Below are 18,178 nucleotides of genomic sequence, written 5' to 3' on the forward strand. Positions count from 1 at the left end.
ATGCTCACAGCTCACGGCTCAATACTGATAGCTCAAAGCTCATAGCTCAAGGCTCACAGCCCACAAAAAAGCTCCTAATCAAAAAAATCATTGTGAAAATTCAATAAAAACACTTCATGGGTTGCACGGGTGACAGCCGTGTAAAGCCATCTGATAAAGTCTTCGTTGATATTTTCGTCAGTCAAATATCCTTGTTCTATAAAAACAGCATTCCATTGCCCACCTTGTGATTTATGACAAGTAAGAGCGTAAGCAAATTTTACTTGCAAGGCGTTCAAATAGGGGTCTTTTCTGATTTCCTCATTTCTTAGTTTTTTGCTGGCAATATGCTCGTAGTCTGCCGAAACAGAGTCATAAAGGGCTTTGTTTTCATCTTTAGACATCGCAGGCGTGTTGGTATAGAGTGTACTCAACATTACTTTGGCTTCGATATGCGGATGTTCTTCGTAGTCGAGCAAACGAAGCGTAAGGGTAGCAAATCTAAACCCGTGCATCTCTTCAATACCCCTAATTTTCATTACTTCTACAAAATCGCCATTTGCCAAAAAGCCCGCAGGTGAATCTTCGCCAAGCCAATGATAGTTGTTTCGGACAATCATCAATAAATCGCCAGCCGATAATTCATCCTCCATCGAAAATATTTGTTGACGAATGTATCGGTTGTACTGTACGGCTGTTTTGTTGGAGCGAGTGAGAATGATAGTGTTTTCTCTACCAAATTTTCGATATGCGTAGTTCAAACCATCTTCCAGTTTTTCGCCCGTCATTTTATAGAAATCTTTAAAACCTTTAGTATTAAAACTGATTTGCGGTTTTTCATCTTTCAAAATATCTCGCAGATTGGTCGCATTAAACAAAATACCAGAATCCGCATCCTGACGCATCACTTCGGTAAGTACTTGTTCCATTACACCCAAATGGAACTGTCCTTCCATGTAGCCTTTTTCCAAAGCAGGCGACATCAATTTGCCCACAGGAGGCAATTGGGCAGTATCGCCTACAAAAATCACTTTATTGAAATTATAGTCTAATTCAGGATGCGAAAAAATGAATTTCATCAAATCTGTCAATAGTCCTGGCGTGCCAAATTCGGCATCATCCGAAATCATCGAAGCTTCGTCAATGATAAAAATCGTTTTAGTGGCATAATTATTTTGCAACTGAAACTCTAAACTACCTGTAAACTGATTAGCAACTTGTCGGTAAATCTTCTTATGAATCGTTAAGGCTTTAGTTTTAGAGTAATTACTCATCACTTTTGCCGCACGACCAGTAGGAGCGAGGAGGATAGCCTTATAGCCAAATTTGGGCAATACTTTCATAATGGTACTCAAAACCGTAGTTTTACCAGTACCAGCGTAGCCTTTTAACAAAAAACATAAAGGCCCAAAATCATCTTGATTAGGGATAAATTTATCCATTTTCAAGAAAAGTTCGATTTGACCATTGGTCGGTTCAAAAGGAAACTTTTGGCGTAGTAAGAATGAAGGGGTTGGTTTTTCTGTTGACATTTATTTATAAAAGTATAGGAGTTCTTCAATAAAGTTTCGGTATCCATAATCGTTTATATCAAACTCTTCCTCTTTTTTAAAGTTTCTAATAGCTATTAATCTCATTTTAACGATAGATTTATCGTTGAGTTTAAATACTTCAATAGTTTCTTTCGCTCGTTCAGTATATGCTTTTCCTTTACGTTCATTGACCAAAATTTCTCCTGTACTTGTATCAAAGAAAAAATAATCGTTTGGATGATAGTCCTCAGCATCTGGTCTTAAAATCAAATCGCTGTATTGTGCTAATTTTGATTTATTACATGCAGCACAAGACAAATAAAGGTTTGTCCACTCGTAAGCTAATTCTTCGTGCCTGCTTACTGGTTTGAAGTGGTCTATTTGAAGGTCTGTTTTAGCTCTTGCATCAAGAGGATATTTATCACAGTACGAACAGTGTTCGTGGGTCAATGTTTTAAGAGTCTCTATTATTTCATCATGGTAATTAATATTCTTAATTTTCCACGAGTGTTTATGTTTTTTATTTGTTTTTCGAGCGTCGATAAATTTTTCGGTCCACTCTTTGCCTTTTTCTTGTAAAAACTGAGGTTCTGAAGTTGGGTGTCGAGTTATTTTAAACATTGGAAATTTAGGCGATAACTTGTTTACGTATTCTGTTAATTTGATGTACTTGTGGAGCAATGACAGCCATGATTTCATCAGGACGATTTTGATTTTGGAAGAAAGTAATGATAGCATTCCATTCTTCTAAATTTTCTTCATTTCCTTTCAAAATTTCTTTAGTGATTTTTCTAAATCTATCTAATTTTGATTCAATCTCATTACCAAAACGCTCTTTTATGCCGAAAATCTCTTCTAAAATGGTATCATAACTTTCTGCATCTTCCGACAAAACAGGCTCGCCATCCAAAACGGCATAAGCTCCCTCTTTCTTTAATTTGTGCACCCAAGCACCGTCCACAGAACCAACTACAAAGGGCGAGTGTGTAGAAATAAAAATCTGAGCATTTTTAAAGAGTTTTTGTACAACAGGCAAAATTTTACGTTGCCAAGCTGGATGAAGATGTACTTCTATTTCGTCTAAGAAAAGAATAAAATTGCGGTCGAAGATGGGAACATCAAAAGCCCATCCGATTTTAGACATACGCATTACTAAATCCCCAATCCAAGAAATTAAACTTTTTAAGCCATCAGGTAGCGTAGTTAAAACCATTCTTTGCCCATGAAAAATAATGTTCAAGTGCATTGTATTAACGTTGAGGTCGAATCTGACTTGCTCATTCGTTATTTCTTCAATAATTTCCTCTATTAACTTAATATTATTTCTATATCTTGATGCTTGCTCAAAATCTCCTTTTACAATTGATAATGCTTCTTGTGCAATAGCTGAACCTATCCATTGCGTTAGTTTATCAGTATTAATAGAGTTTTCAAAACTTAAAGCACCATGTAGAGCATCAGGAAATAAAGAATTCACTTTATCAATGGAAATCATTTTTGACGAATTTACTCGTCTGTAACCAGAATAAGCAAATAGAGCAAACGAAACACCAAAGCGATTATCAATCCTTGTTTGAATATCTTTACCAATCAAATATTTTGAGATGTTAATTTGTAAAATATCTTCAAAACTAAAAGAAGTAGAATGCTTTTCAGGATGTGTTTTTATGTTGATTAAGCTTTTGTTGTCAATAAGTTTATTTAAGAGTATATTTTGTTCTGAATTATCAATTTTATACTTGCCAATTTCAGCCAATGCCTCCAAAATCGTACTCTTCCCCGTTCCATTTTCTCCTGTTAAAATATGGATTTCAGCTTTTTCTGGGTCAGTCTTTTTAGGAAAGTCCATTTTTAGATGCTCAAAAGCTCCTATTTTATTGATTTCTAAACTTTCTATCCGAAAATTTTCCATGATATTTTGTGCTTGTTTGCTTAAAAATACTCAAAATTTCTGAGTCAATCATAATCTATGACAATCCTTTGCAAGGCAAATAAATCTACCTCCACAAAAGTACAGAAAGCTCTTCATTCAAAGAAGTAGCGATTTCATTTACATTTCGCCTTTAGTGCGTCTGGGCATTTCTATTACTTCTACTTCAAAAATTCTTTTGCCTTCAATCTTGAGTTTTATCGCCGTTTGTACAGTATGAAAACCATGCGTGCCTGCCGCTCCTGGATTGATAAACAACATTCCTTTGCGGGCTAAATCTCGTTTTACTTGTAAAATATGCGAATGCCCACAAATAAAAATATCGGGTGTTTTGATACTGAAACAGGCTAAAGCATCAGGTTTGTACTTGGATGGAGCTCCAGCGATGTGCGTCATGCCGATACTGAGTTCTTCGCAAGTGAAGTGATTGATTTTGGGGTAAATTTGTCGTAAAGTTTCACCGTCAATATTCCCATAAACGCCTTGAATCGGTTTTAGGGCTTCTAATGTATCAGAAAGAGCTACATTTCCCCAATCTCCAGCGTGCCAAATTTGGTCGCACCAATCTATATGTGTCATTAGGCGTTCGTCCAGATAGCTGTGAGTGTCTGAAATAATAAGTATTTTTTGCATAATTGTTACGAAGGAGTACTAATGAACGTTCCTTTAAAAAGAAACCCTTTCCTTAGAAATTGTGTTGTATATTATCCCAACAGTTTTTTATTTTTTTCGATACTGTTCAAAGAAACACAAGATTTATTTGTCGAATTTGATAAATGGATTCAATTTTGTCAAACAGTTTATCAAAAGGTAATTTTCTTGAAGGCATTTTGGAAAATTGTATGTACTCATCAAAACCAATTTTGTGTTATTATGGCTGTAAAACATTTTGAAACCATTCTTTACGAAAAGCTTGAACCCTTTTTTAGGAATTATGATTTTGTTTTATTGGCAGAAAAAAAACAATTTCGTAAAAATACACTAACGGGCTTTCAGAACGTAATTTTTACGGCAACAGCTTACCAAGACGAAATTTGGTTGGAGGTAAACATTGGTTGCCGAAGTCATCAAGTAGAACAAATCGCTCAACAATTTTTGGGAAATACCCGTGATTACTGGGCTGATTCAAATACCTTGGTAATTTCAATCGGGAAATTCAATGATGCAAAATATTTTCGGTATAAAATTTTCAATGAAAATGATTTAGAAGATACTTGCGAGGCTATCAAAGAATTTTTAGAAAATACTGGCTTTCCTTTCTTGAATAAATCAGATAATTTAAAAGCCATTAATAATATCTTTAACTTACAACCTTCAAGCCCTTGTAAGTATTTGTACAATCAAACGCACAGAAGTTACAAAGGGATTATTACTGCCAGATTAACGAATGATGAGCGTTTTTTGGACTTATCAAACACTCATAGAAATGTTTTAAGACGGAACGGAGCAAACCCAGACGAGTTACTTACTTTTGAAAGAATACTGAGTTTCCTCCTATACCAGTCGGTGAATTAATCAAAAATTTATCAGAATTTTCATATCTTGCGTTTGGAAGATTAATATTGGATGAATATACGCTTTGTACTCATATTGTTGATATATCACAGTTGGCTTACTCCTTCGTTGGCACAACTGAAATTCAGCCGTATTGGTACACAAGATGGTTTGTCGCAAAGTACGGTTGGAAAGATTTTTCAAGACAAAAAAGGCTTTATCTGGTTTGCCACTAAAGACGGATTGAACAAGTACGACGGCTACGACTTTAAGGTTTACAGTCATTCGGCTGATAAAAAAAATAGTATCAGCAGTAGCAGTATTACTTGTATGACCGAAGATACCGATGGTAATTTGTGGGTAGGTACTGCGGACGGTGGTGTAAACAAATTAGATAAAAATACAGGTGGCTTCATTCATTTTACCCACGCCGACGACCATACCAATATTAGCTCACTGAATGTCTCTTCTATCGTTGCTACCGACGACAATAAAATCTGGGTTTCTACTTATGGCTATGGTTTATTGTGTTTTGATAACAAAGAAAATACCATCAAATGGCGGTTGATTGAAACCGAATTGCTAACAACCAACGACGTTTCGATTTTGTATCAAGACAAAAAGAAAACACTTTGGCTGGGTGGGCATTATGGCGTAATTACTTATATCGACAAAAACGATAAAGCCAATTCCATTCGGATTGAAAACCTTTCGCCTCGAAAAAATCAAATTACTTGTATTGCAGAAGACCCCAAAGGCAATATTTTACTGGGTACTCGTGGAAATGGGCTTTATCGGCTCAATCCTCTTACGAAAGCTTATACCCAAATTTTGTATAACCCTCTGAAAAATAATCATGAAAATATGATTATTAGTTTGGTCTATGATAAAGAAGGCGTACTTTGGGTGGCTACCGACAATGGCGTTTTTATCATTAAAAATGAAAACTATGCCCAACCTACTTACATTGGCTCGAATCCAGATTCTGAATCAGGGCTTAGTTCACACGCTATCCAATGTGTTTTTGTGGACAGAGATGATAATGTTTGGATAAGTACTTGGGAGGCAGGTTTGAATGTGTATTACCGACAAAGAAAAAAGTTTACACTTTACAAACACCAACCGACTAACTCGAATAGTTTGTTACGCAATAAAGTGACAGCAGTGGCTTGCGAAAGTGATGGAAATAGAGTTTGGATTGGCAGTAATAATGGACTGACTTTATTAGACAGAAAGAAAAATACTTTTACACATTATTTCAACAAAGGCATCGTCACGAACAATTATGATGATGTAAACGACCTACTTTATGACAAAGACGGCGATTTGCTGATTCTTACTTGGGAAGTAGGTTTAAGGATTTTAAGAAAAGGTAGTGGAAGTTTCAGTGCTTATACTTCTGTCAACGAAAACTATAACAAACACCTTACTTGTATTGCTCCGTCCAGAAAAGACAAACAATACTGGATTGGTACGCAGGAAGAAGGACTTTTGCTTTTCAATAAACAAACGGGGGCTTTTTCTGATATGCCAGTTCTCAACAAAAAAGGAATTTTGCTGGGAATGCACATCAATTCTATTCTGGAAGACGACAAAGGTATTCTTTGGATTGCTACTTTCAATAATGGCATTTATTGCTACGATGCTCAAAAGAAAATGATTGTTCACTTCAAAAAGACCAATTTTCAAGGAGCGTTGAGTACGAACCAAATCAATAGAATTTTTCAAGATTCGCAGAAAAGAATTTGGATTGGTACAAACGGCGGAGGTTTGAATTTGTATCATCCACAAAGCAAAACCTTTGAAGTATGGGTTGCCAGTAAAGAAAATGGTTTGCCAAACAATACTATCAAAGGAATTTTAGAAGACAATCATCATAATTTATGGTTTTCGACCAATCAAGGTATTACTCAATTCAATACTTATAGTCATACTTTCAAAAGCTTTACCAAAGCAGATGGTTTACAAGGTTCTGAATTTTTATTGAATTCCTTTGCCAAAAATACCAAAGGCGAAATGTTTTTTGGTGGCACAGAAGGACTCAATATTTTTCATCCTGATAGTCTTTCAGAAAGTAACAAAGCTCCTGTTGTTTACATTACTGGACTTCGTTTGTCAAACCAGTTGGTAGAGGTAGGCGACAAAGATTCACCTCTCGAAAAAGATATTTCTCAAACAGAAGAATTGGTTTTGAATTCGGACAACAATGTTTTTTCGATAGATTATACCGCTTTAGATTTTCAAGAATTCAAAAACAATCAGTACCAATATTATTTACAAGGTTTTGATACTTATTGGAATCAAACCAAACAGCGGTCTGCCATTTATACCAACTTAAATGCAGGCAGTTATTTGTTCAGAGTAAAAGCGACCAACAACGACGGGGTGTGGAGTCAGACAGAAACTGTACTTCGTATTACGATTTTACCGCCTTGGTACAAAACTTGGTGGGCTCTTACTTTCTATGCAATCCTAATCGGTTGTGCTTTGTATGCTTTACGAAGAGTGGTACTTATCAGAGAACGTTTGAAATTAGATTTTCAATTACAAGAAAGAGAAAAAGAACAAATTCAAGAATTAGACCGCTTGAAAACTAATTTCTTTACCAATATTTCACATGAATTCAGAACACCACTGACACTGATTATCAGTCCTTTAGAAAAATATTTAACAGAAAACAAAGACATTCCACAGCCGCAACGCAAAAGAACTGAGGCTATTTATCGGAATGCCAAACAGTTACAAAAATTAATCAATCAGTTACTCGACCTTTCAAAATTAGAGGCTGGGAAACTTTCGCCTTCTATTACTCAGAACGACATCGTTGAATTTTTAGAACAAATCACAGAGTCTTTTAGAAGTTTGGCGGAACAAAAAAATATCGAACTTAGCTTCGAGGCATCTCAACCTTATATTTTAGCGTATTTTGATACTGACATTCTTGAAAAAGTAGTGACCAACTTATTGTCGAATGCCTTTAAGTTTTCGGATGCCAATGGATTGATTAAAGTAAAAGTTTCGTTGAATCCTGCCGATAACCAGAAAGTAATCATCGAAGTGTCCGACACAGGCATTGGTATCGACGGGAAGCATTTACAAAATGTTTTCAATCGTTTTTACCAAGTTGACCAAAAAGATACCAAACGAGAAGTAGTAGGCACAGGCGTAGGCTTGGCATTGTGTAAAGAATTGATAGAAGTGCATCGTGGAGAAGTATTGGTAAGTAGCAGAATTGGCTTAGGAAGTACTTTTACGATACATTTACCTATCGACAAAAATGCCTTTGATAGTAGTTGGATTCAAGAAAGTACCAATGAAATTCAGCCGATTTTAGTGCCAATAACCAATAGTACTTCTGCAACGAACGAAGCGGTACTTCCGAAAAAAGATGCTCCAATTTTGCTAATTGCCGAAGACAACGACGATTTAAGAAATTATATCAAGGAAATATTCGCTAATAATTTCAATATTTTAGAGGCAAACAATGGGAAAAAAGCTTTGGAAATTGCTAATGAACAAGTACCTGATTTGATTATTTCCGACTGGATTATGCCAGAAATGACTGGTGGCGACCTTTGTAAAGCACTGAAAACAAACCAAAGTACCAGTCATATTCCTGTGATTATTCTTACGTCAAGAAGTAGCCATGAAAGCAAACTTTTAGGACTTGAAATCGGGGCGGATGATTATATCACTAAGCCATTCAATGCCAGTTTGTTAGAAGCAAGAGTAAAGAATTTATTAGAAAACAGACGAAACCTAAGAGAAAGATTCAGTACCGAAACCAAGCTGAATCCAAAGGAAATTACTTTGAATGCTGCCGACGAACATTTTATAGAAAAAGCCGTTAGAATTATTGAAGAAAACATTACCAATTCTGCTTTAGATATTGCCTTTTTGGAAAGGGAACTAAACATGAGTACGATGCAGTTGTATCGTAAATTGAAAAGCTTGACTAATTTTTCTGGTAATGAATTCATTAAAAATGTACGCTTGAAAAAAGCAGTACAATTGTTGGAAAGCGAAAACTATTCTATTGCCGAAGTAGCCTATAAAGTTGGTTTCAACGACCCATCGTACTTCACTCGTATTTTCAAAAAAGAATTTGGCAAGTCGCCTTCCGAGTATTTAGATAAAACTATTTACAAAGAACATATCAAAAGAAATAATTGAGCTTAAAAATTTACGTTAGACATCATAACGGATTAAGGCTGCACGGGATTGTAAAACTGTTGCTTTCGGATTTCTGATGTCAGATTTTGGCTTTATTCAACTACTTCTTGTGACGTATTTTATTAAATTTTGTCCGAAATCAGAAATTCCTATTCTAAAATAGCCTTTATACTTTCTCGTACAGTACTAACAACGATTAAAAAATTGCCTACAATATTTTAACCAAATGCCAATGAATAGCATAAAAAAGCCAATTTTCCTCTTTTTGATTTACTTGCAATGTACTTTACCTGCTTTTTCACAAGAAAGAGATTCTACTTTTCGTAAACTAACTGTCAAACAACTAATCGTCCCAGCGGCTTTACTTTCGGGTGGCTACTTGCTCAAGAGTTTAAGTTTGAAACAAGAGCAATTAGAATGGCACGATAAATACTACAAAGATTTAAAAACCAATGTTGATGATTTTATTCAATATGCTCCACACGTAGCAGTTATAGGACTTGATTTAGTGGGCGTAAAAGCCAAACATAGTTTTGGTGACCGTATGGGTGTATTATTTATCGGTGCAGCCGTAATGTCGGGAACAGTTTTTAGTTTGAAACATACCACAAAAGTACTTCGCCCTGATCTTTCAGGTCAAGATTCATTTCCGTCTGGACATACAGCCAATGCCTTTTTCGGAGCAACCGTTTTAGCCCAAGAATATAACGACGAAAGTATTTGGTACGGCGTAGGAGCTTATACCATAGCTACCACCACAGGTGCTTTAAGAGTTATGAATAATCGACACTGGTTTTCGGATGTAGTAGTTGGGGCAGGAGTGGGGATACTTTCGGCAAAAGCGGCTTATGTAATTTATCCGTGGTTGAAAGAAAAATTAGGCAAGAAATCGCCAAACACACAACAAAAAATCACTTTCACACCCGTATATGATGGTAGAACGCTTGGGGGCAATTTGGTGATTGGGTTTTAAAAAAATAGCCTTGTCAAATTTAAAACTTGACAAGGCTAATTTTTTGCTACAATTCCTCTTTCTTCCCTTTTCTCGCCTGCAACAATTCCTGTTTAATCAATTCATTCTTTTTCCAAGCTTTGATGGCGGCTTTGAATTTGGCTTTATCTTCTTTTGAAGTATTTTCAAGGTCGGATAAATCTGGTTTTCCTCCATTTACCCAAGCAGTGTACCAGAAATCTGCGGTACATCTACTCGATGCCAAAAGTCTTTCGTTGACGGTATTTCCTAAGCGTTCGCCATAAGCTTTTACAAATTCTGGCGAAAAGTTTTTTCTCATTTGTCCAAATCGCTCCGAACGTTTAAACTTTTTGTCTTCTGTAAAGCCAACACTTGCATTGATTTCTTCTTTGAAAACGCCATCCAATAATTGATTGGTCTCTTTGATTTCTTTCCAAATCTCTGCCAAAGGATTTTTAATATACTTCGCCTTGTGTTTTGTGTAAAGATTATAGCTTTCAAGGTTTAGTTCGGGTACTCCTGTTTCCCAAAGTGCGTGAAGCCCTTTTTGGTTAGTCAATTGTCCGTCGTAATTATAACTTGTATGCAAAGGCACGTGAGCATCCGAGATATAATGCCCCAAATCGGCAGCGTAAAACAAAATACTGTCTTTCATTTTATTGCGGAAAGCATTTGTCAGTTTTTCTTGTACTTCTACAATTACCCAAGGTACAGTGCCATACTTTTTTAGCGTATCGGCTGAATATTTTTTTACTGCCGAATCCCAATCTTGTGGAATTTCTTTCAAAGGCTCTTTCCCAAAAATAGGAGCGTCTAAGTCGATAAAATGTTTCGGAGCTTCTGTTTTATCAGTATTTCTACGAACATCCGGACGAACAGAGTTGTAAACCATGTAGTCTTCGTTTTTCATAAAAAAAGTAGATAATTTCTTGGGCAAAGCATAAGCCGAAATCTGATGGATTGTTTTATGAACTAAAAATCCCCAAGAGCCAAGGCCCAACAGAATTATCATTGCAAAAAGGAGTCTAAATTGTGATAGTTTGTTCATGAACTTTTTGTTGATGAGGTTTGAATTGTGAATTATAAATTATGAGTTGTGAATTATGAATTACGACTTGTGAATCAAGAAAAATATTATAAGTATTTGATAATTAGAATATTGAAAAACTAATCGCCAATCACTATTTACCAATTACTCCTAATAAATCTAACTCAAAGTACAATACTTCGCTCAATGGATTATAGACATAAGCCGAAGTTTCTTTGAAGCCGAACGAACGATAAAGTGAAATGGCTTCCGTCAGGCTGGTAATAGTATCTAATTTCATGGTTTGATATTCAGCCTTTTTGGCAAAAGCGATAAGCTCTTCTACTAACTTTCTGCCAATTTTTTCACCTCTGGCAGAAGGTTTTACATACAAACGTTTCATTTCACAAACGCCTTCACCGATTGGTTTTAGTGCCACACAGCCAATCACTTCTTCGTCTTTTTTGGCTAAAATGATACAGCCTTTTGGCGGAGCATACACCGACGAAAGACTTTGTATTTCTTTTTCAAAGTTCTGAAAACATAAATCAATCTTCAAAAAATCAGCATATTCAATGAAAATTTTTCTTACTTCTTCCAATTCCGAAGCCGTGTATTTTACATAATGAAATTGCATATTTGTAGTTTTATGATGAAATAATCGAAGATAAAAAAAATTGAATGAAAATCGCTTATTACTTTTGGGTATGAAATTACAAGAAATATTCCGAAACATTATTGCCACGGACTCGCTTCATGCACGATTCCTGAACACGCTCTCTTTAATGGAGAATACTGGGGCAAGAAAAATATCAGCTTCCGAAGATAAAACAAAGGTTTCTTATATCGTATTGAAACACGCTGCCGAAGAAGCTCGCCACGCTTTTTATTTGAAAAAGCAAATCCAAAAAGTGGGAAAAATTGAAGATTTTCCAAGCTACGAAAACGCTTACTTGGTTGCTCCTTTTGCCAGTTATACCTACTTACATTCGTTAGATATTCATGTTTGTAGATATTTGAAGCAAGAATTGAAACTTTCGGGTAATGCTTTGAAGTACGCCGCTTATTTATTGGTTACTTATGCGATTGAAGTAAGAGCCGACGAATTGTATCCTGCTTATCAAGAGGCTTTGGATGAAGTTTCTTCTAAAGTAAACATGAAATCTATCATTGTAGAAGAAGAAGGACATTTGGCAGAGATGATTGTGCAACTCAAGGAGTTTTCTCCAGAATGGGAAAAACACGCACAAGTAGCCTGCGATATTGAAAAGAATTTATTCGAGCAATGGATTGTTTCTATTGGGACTGAGTTGGGATTAAGCTAATAGCTATGAGCCTTGAGCTGTCAGCTTTGAGCAATGAGCTTTTTTAATTTTAGGCTCATAGCTCAAAGCTCACTGCTCAAGGCTACCAGCTCACAACGAATTTCTCTGAATAAACAAAAATGAATTTCTGATGTGTTCTTTTTTACCACTCAGAATTAAATCGGCAGCATTTTTTCCTAATTGAAAATGGTCTGTTGACACTACCGTAATTCCTCCAGAAAGTACTTCTTTGATTGGCGTTTCATTGTAAGATACAATGCCTACATCTTCACCAATATTCATTTTCTTATTTTTACAATACCCAAGTGCTTCCGCCAAATAGCGTTCTGAAAGAATCAAATATGCTTCTTTTGGGCGAATGGTTTCTTCCATCACTTCATTATAAACATTACATTTTAGATTATTCTCTTTGGCAAAACGACTGAGTCCTTCCGAGACATAATCCGCATTGGCATAATGTTCCTGTACAATACAATTTAGTGTATTGTACTTCAAGATTAATTCTTTCGCTTTTTGCAAAGCTTCATAAATATCTTGTTCAAAATCCTGATACACGCAGGCGTATTTTCCTTTGATAAACTCATTGCGTTTTTCTAAAAGCAATAATTTATCCTTCGGAATACTATTGACAGTTTTCAAGAAATCTTCGTTCGGATGATTCGCATGGAGCATAAAAGCAAAGTAATCGTACTGGCTCAATTTATCTTTTATTACCTTCTCGAAATGGTAGGCGTTTTGGGTGCTGAACTGGTGAATGTACAAATCTACCGTAGCAAGCCCGCCAATTTTGTCCATGAAACCATCATAGATTTCATGTTTGAAATCATTAAGCCTGCTGAAAACAAGGAGTATTTTCAGTGTTTTTTGTTGGCTGTCCATCTGCGATTTGGTAATTGGTTTCATCTATGAGTTTGTTTTTGAACTAATAAGAAACAATTAACTTATTCCCTCCGAAGTAAATATCCTGCTTTGCACCGTCACCCAAAAACAGGTCATAACAGGACACAAATCGCTAAAAAATGCGATTTTGCAATATTTGTACCAGTATTTGTAAGTTTAGTCCTAACGCTTTTATCGAATTTAGATATAACTTTACAGAACAGTTAATGTACTTTTTCAATATAAAATTAAACTAATTGAATGATATTGTATATATTAGTCATTCAAAGCTTATACGGTTGGTTGAAATGCGAAATTGTACTGAAAACTGACTTAATCCTTTAACTATGAACCCGAAGGAGATAATTTTTAAACAAATATTATTACCTGCTATTCCCTAATTCAAAATCCAATTTTATCCAATTAAGTAAATGATCAAGACATTCAGAGAATTTTCTCAAAACAAGCAAGACTCAAAGACTCCCAAGTATCAACAATTGGTAAATACTTTGTTGATTGACATTGAGAGCGGGAATTTACAAACGGGCGAACGTTTGCCTTCCATCAATGAAGCCAGCGAAGAATGCTACTTGTCTCGTGATACCGTCGAGCGTGCTTATTCAGAGCTTCACCGCTTAGGAGTTATTACTTCTATTTTCAGAAAAGGATACTTTATTTCTGGGAAATCAGCCAAAACCAAAACGAAGGTTTTCTTCTTGGTTGGAAAAATTACCGAAAACAACAAAGCCATTTTCAACGCTTTCGTGAATGCTTCTAATAAAGATGTAACGGTTGATATTTTTACTTATAATTACAAAAGCGATAATTTCAGAGAGATTATCAATAGCCATCTTGGTAATTATCATTACTACGTTATCATGCCTCATTTGATTGAGGAAAACGAAGAAAACCTTAAATGTTTAAAGAAGATTTCGGGCGAACGTCTTATCTTTTTAGAGCAATCAATGGCTTCTTTGCATGGCATGAATTCAAGTATTTTGAGTAACTCTGGTCAGGAGCTACACAATGTAATGCAACAAAACTTGAAGCATTTCAAAAAATACAAAACACTTAATTTAGTACTTACCGAAGACGAGTATTTTGATTCGGAATTAATCACAGGTTTCAGAGATTTCTGCGAAGCAAATCATTTTGACTTCCAAGTATTAGACGGCTTCCAAGAAGAAGAAGTAAGTGCTGGAGCAGCTTATTTAACAATGGATGATGTTGATTTGGTAGCAGTAATCAAATCAGTAGAACAACAAAATTTAACTTTAGGAAAAGACGTAGGTTTGATTTCGCTGAACGACAATTGCTACAAAGAAATTTTAGCAGGCGGTATCAGTATTATTTCTTCAAAACCTTGTGAAATAGGTAAAATGGCAGCCAACATTATTCAAGCTGGAAAACGCCAACAATTACAAGTACCAATGGAAATGATTTTGAGAAAATCGTTATAAGTAAATTGATATTGAAAAATAGACAAAGAAACTTTACCTCTTGCCTCTTTTTTGCAACCTTGACTATCTTTAGTCAAGGTTGTTTTGTTTTAATGAACTTTTGTCTTAAAAAACCTGTAATTTTGCAACTCTAAAAAATTTGTCAAAAAAGTCGAGGCATTTTTGCCTTCGACGAGCATAAATCACCATAAAAAATGGAATACAATTTCAAAGAAACAGAACGAAAATGGAGACAGTTTTGGGAAGATAACCAAACTTATAAAACTGAGATAGACCACGCTAAACCTAAATATTATGTTTTGGATATGTTTCCTTATCCATCAGGAGCAGGTTTACACGTAGGGCATCCGCTTGGTTATATTGCTTCCGACATTATCGCTCGTTACAAACGTTTGAAAGGTTTTAATGTATTGCATCCTATGGGTTTTGATTCGTTCGGTTTACCTGCCGAACAATATGCCATCCAGACGGGTCAACATCCTGCGATTACTACCGAAGAAAATATCGCTACTTATATTCGTCAGCTAAAACAAATTGGTTTTAGTTATGACTGGTCTCGTGAAGTACGTACTTCTGATGCCAAATATTACAAATGGACGCAGTGGATTTTCATGCAATTGTTCAAGCATTATTATGATAAAGATGCTAACAAGGCTTTACCGATTGCTTCTTTAGTTGAACGTTTTGCTGTTTCGGGCAACAAAGGCGTAAATGCCGTTTGTGATGAAGACACGCCAAACTTTACTGCCGAAGAATGGAATGCCATGAGCGAACAAGAGCAACAAGCTTTGTTATTGAAATTCCGTTTGACTTTCCCTGATGATTCGGTTGTAAACTGGTGTCCTGCTTTGGGAACAGTTTTGGCAAATGATGAAATCAAAGATGGCGTTTCAGAACGTGGTGGTTATCCTGTTGAACAGAAAAAAATGAAGCAGTGGGCAATGCGTATTACTGCTTATGCCGATAGATTAATCGACGGATTGAACGAAGTAGATTGGTCGGATGCTTTGAAAGAACAACAACGCAACTGGATTGGTAGAAGTACTGGTGCAAGTGTGAAATTTAAAGTTGATGCTTCGACTGTTCAAGAAAATGCTCCTGAATTTATTGAAGTATTTACTACCCGTGTTGATACAATTTATGGCGTTTCGTTTATGGTAATTGCTCCAGAACATGAGTACGTTCCATTCTTGACAACACCAGAACAAAAAGAAAGTGTTGATGAGTACGTAAAATGGGTAGCTTCAAGAACGGAATTAGACCGTATGTCGGAAGTGAAAAAAGTAACGGGTGCATTTACAGGTAGCTACGTAATCAATCCATTCAATGATGAGAAAGTACCGATTTTCTTAGCGGATTATGTTTTGGCAGGCTACGGAACAGGTGCTGTAATGGGTGTACCTTCGGGCGACCAACGAGACTGGAATTTTGCAAAACATTTTGATTTGCCAATTGTGCCAATTTTAGATGCACAAAAAGATATTGACCAACAAGCTGATAATACCAAAGAAGGGAAATATATCAATTCTGGTATCGTCAATGGTATGGGTTACAAAGAAGCTACGGCAACTTTGATAAAATGGTTGGAAGAAAAAGGCATTGGTAAAGGTAAAATTCAATATCGTTTGCGTAATGCGGTATTCAGTCGCCAACGTTATTGGGGCGAGCCAGTGCCAGCATACTTCAAAGATGGCTTACCATATTTGATTGAAGAAAGCGAATTACCTTTAGAATTACCCGTAATCGACAAGTACTTGCCAACTGAAACGGGCGAGCCACCATTAGGACGTGCAGAAGGTTGGAAATACAAAGGCGAGTATGAATATGAATTGTCAACAATGCCGGGTTGGGCAGGTTCGTCATGGTATTGGTATCGTTATATGGATGCTCAAAACGAGCAAGAATTTGCTTCACAAGAAGCCATTAATTACTGGAAAGCTGTCGATTTATACTTAGGCGGTTCAGAGCACGCCACTGGACACTTATTGTATAGCCGTTTCTGGAATAAATTCTTGAAAGATTTAGGATTAGTACCTGAAGAAGAATTTGCCAAGAAATTGATTAATCAAGGCATGATTCAAGGGCGTTCTAATTTTGTGTATCGATTAAAAGAAACAATATTTCAAAAACCAGATGATAAAATTAGCTTTACAAATCATTTCTTTAGCTACTCTTATTATAAAAAATTCCTTAATGGTGATTTATCCAGTCTTGATTTGTATAAATTAGTTTTTCCAGATTTTGTTATTGATGATTCATTCAAAAGTGTTGAAGCAGGATTGATAAAGTATGATTTAGTTGCTTTAAATGTAGATGTAAATATCGTAAATAATGATGTTTTAGACGTAGAAGCATTTAAGGATAGAAAGAAGAATTTATCATTCCAACCTGATTTTGAAGAGGCTGAATTTATTACCGAAGAAGATGGCAAATATATCTGCGGCTTTGAAGTTGAAAAAATGTCAAAACGTTGGTTTAACGTAGTAAATCCAGACGTTTTAGTTGATAAAGTTGGTGCAGATACTTTGCGTTTGTACGAAATGTTCTTAGGCCCATTAGAACAAGCCAAACCTTGGAATACCAATGGAATTGACGGTTCATTCCGCTTTATCAAAAAAGTATGGCGTTTGTTCTATGACGATTTGGGAAATTTCAAAGTAAAAGATGAAGCCCCAACGCCAGCAGAATTGAAAGTATTGCATACTTGTATCAAGAAAGTAGAAGAAGATTTAGAGCGTTATTCATTCAATACAGTAGTTTCTACTTTAATGATTTGTGTGAATGATTTAGGTTCATTGAAATGTGCTAAGAAAGCAATCTTGCAAGAATTAGTCATTTTAATGTCGCCGTACACGCCACACATTGCCGAAGAACTTTGGGTATTGTTGGGCAATGAAGCAGGAACAATTTCTTATGCTACTTTCCCTAAATTCAATGCTTCATTATTAGTAGAAGCCAATTTCGATTATCCGATTTCAATCAACGGAAAAGTAAGAGCCAATATCTCTTTCCCAACCGATGCGATTCCAGCGGATATTGAAGCAGGCGTTTTAGCCAATGAAGTAGTACAAAAATGGTTAGATGGTAAAGCTCCTAAAAAAGTAATAGTTGTGCCAAAACGTATTGTGAATGTAGTTTTGTAAGAAAAACAATTTAGCCAAACATAATCCTATCAGGTTTTGAAACTTGATAGGATTTTTTGTTGACTTAATTTGAAACTATTTAAAAGTTTGCAAGGAAGAGCATTTATTTATAAATTTATAAATACAAGTTTTATCTAAAAGATATTGTTATGAATGCTAAATCATTGATTGATAAAGGTCAAATTAAATTAACACCAATGGTTTCATCACTTAAAGGTACGTTTTCGTTCAATGAGAGTTTTGATTATAAGGAAGAGTTAGAA

General features: G+C 35.7%; 13 protein-coding genes. 6 read left to right on the forward strand and 7 right to left on the reverse strand.

Annotated features, from left to right (window positions below; genetic code table 11):
* Window positions 1-74: 74 nt before the first annotated feature.
* The 4 genes from VB248_RS21605 to VB248_RS21620 form a co-directional block, all read right to left on the reverse strand.
* Window positions 75-1,511: an ATP-dependent DNA helicase gene (locus VB248_RS21605; RefSeq protein WP_323298920.1), complete on the reverse strand. Its 1,437-nt coding sequence runs from the start codon at window positions 1,509-1,511 to the stop codon at window positions 75-77.
* Complete coding sequence (locus tag VB248_RS21610; protein ID WP_323298921.1) at window positions 1,512-2,132, reverse strand: retron system putative HNH endonuclease; 621 nt, start codon at window positions 2,130-2,132, stop codon at window positions 1,512-1,514.
* A 7-nt stretch (window positions 2,133-2,139) separates the two neighbouring features.
* Window positions 2,140-3,423: an AAA family ATPase gene (locus tag VB248_RS21615; protein WP_323298922.1), complete on the reverse strand. Its 1,284-nt coding sequence runs from the start codon at window positions 3,421-3,423 to the stop codon at window positions 2,140-2,142.
* Window positions 3,424-3,561: 138 nt separating this feature from the next.
* On the reverse strand, window positions 3,562-4,074 hold the full coding sequence (locus tag VB248_RS21620) for a metallophosphoesterase family protein (RefSeq protein ID WP_323298923.1): 513 nt from the start codon (window positions 4,072-4,074) through the stop codon (window positions 3,562-3,564).
* 240 nt (window positions 4,075-4,314) lie between these two features.
* Here VB248_RS21620 and VB248_RS21625 point away from each other — a divergent pair, with 240 nt between their 5' ends.
* From VB248_RS21625 to VB248_RS21635, 3 genes are all read left to right on the forward strand, one after another.
* Entirely contained in the window at window positions 4,315-4,956 is a 642-nt protein-coding gene (locus tag VB248_RS21625; protein ID WP_323298924.1) for a hypothetical protein, read from the forward strand.
* A 51-nt stretch (window positions 4,957-5,007) separates the two neighbouring features.
* Window positions 5,008-9,108 carry a hybrid sensor histidine kinase/response regulator gene (locus tag VB248_RS21630; protein WP_323298925.1) on the forward strand — a complete coding sequence of 1,367 codons (4,101 nt, stop codon included), beginning with the start codon at window positions 5,008-5,010 and terminating at the stop codon, window positions 9,106-9,108.
* 232 nt (window positions 9,109-9,340) lie between these two features.
* Window positions 9,341-10,081 carry a phosphatase PAP2 family protein gene (locus VB248_RS21635; RefSeq protein WP_323298926.1) on the forward strand — a complete coding sequence of 247 codons (741 nt, stop codon included), beginning with the start codon at window positions 9,341-9,343 and terminating at the stop codon, window positions 10,079-10,081.
* Between the two features lie 46 nt (window positions 10,082-10,127).
* Here the strand turns inward: VB248_RS21635 and VB248_RS21640 are convergent, their stop codons facing one another.
* The gene (locus VB248_RS21640) at window positions 10,128-11,129 is read right to left on the reverse strand and encodes a zinc dependent phospholipase C family protein (RefSeq protein WP_323298927.1); all 1,002 of its coding nucleotides are present in this window, start codon (window positions 11,127-11,129) and stop codon (window positions 10,128-10,130) included.
* Window positions 11,130-11,262: 133 nt separating this feature from the next.
* On the reverse strand, window positions 11,263-11,745 hold the full coding sequence (locus VB248_RS21645; protein WP_323298928.1) for a GNAT family N-acetyltransferase: 483 nt from the start codon (window positions 11,743-11,745) through the stop codon (window positions 11,263-11,265).
* 70 nt (window positions 11,746-11,815) lie between these two features.
* Between VB248_RS21645 and VB248_RS21650 the strand changes: the two genes are divergently transcribed.
* Window positions 11,816-12,433 carry a hypothetical protein gene (locus tag VB248_RS21650; protein ID WP_323298929.1) on the forward strand — a complete coding sequence of 206 codons (618 nt, stop codon included), beginning with the start codon at window positions 11,816-11,818 and terminating at the stop codon, window positions 12,431-12,433.
* 90 nt (window positions 12,434-12,523) lie between these two features.
* Here the strand turns inward: VB248_RS21650 and VB248_RS21655 are convergent, their stop codons facing one another.
* Window positions 12,524-13,336, reverse strand: a complete 813-nt coding sequence (locus VB248_RS21655; RefSeq protein ID WP_323298930.1) for a substrate-binding domain-containing protein — start codon at window positions 13,334-13,336, stop codon at window positions 12,524-12,526.
* Between the two features lie 407 nt (window positions 13,337-13,743).
* Here VB248_RS21655 and VB248_RS21660 point away from each other — a divergent pair, with 407 nt between their 5' ends.
* A complete protein-coding gene (locus tag VB248_RS21660; protein ID WP_323298931.1) occupies window positions 13,744-14,772 on the forward strand; it encodes a GntR family transcriptional regulator in 1,029 nt (342 codons plus the stop codon).
* Window positions 14,773-14,966: 194 nt separating this feature from the next.
* Complete coding sequence (locus tag VB248_RS21665; RefSeq protein ID WP_323298932.1) at window positions 14,967-17,915, forward strand: leucine--tRNA ligase; 2,949 nt, start codon at window positions 14,967-14,969, stop codon at window positions 17,913-17,915.
* Window positions 17,916-18,178 lie beyond the last annotated feature (263 nt).

Source organism: Arcicella rigui, from assembly GCF_034929435.1.
Classification (GTDB): Bacteria; Bacteroidota; Bacteroidia; order Cytophagales; family Spirosomataceae; genus Arcicella; species Arcicella rigui.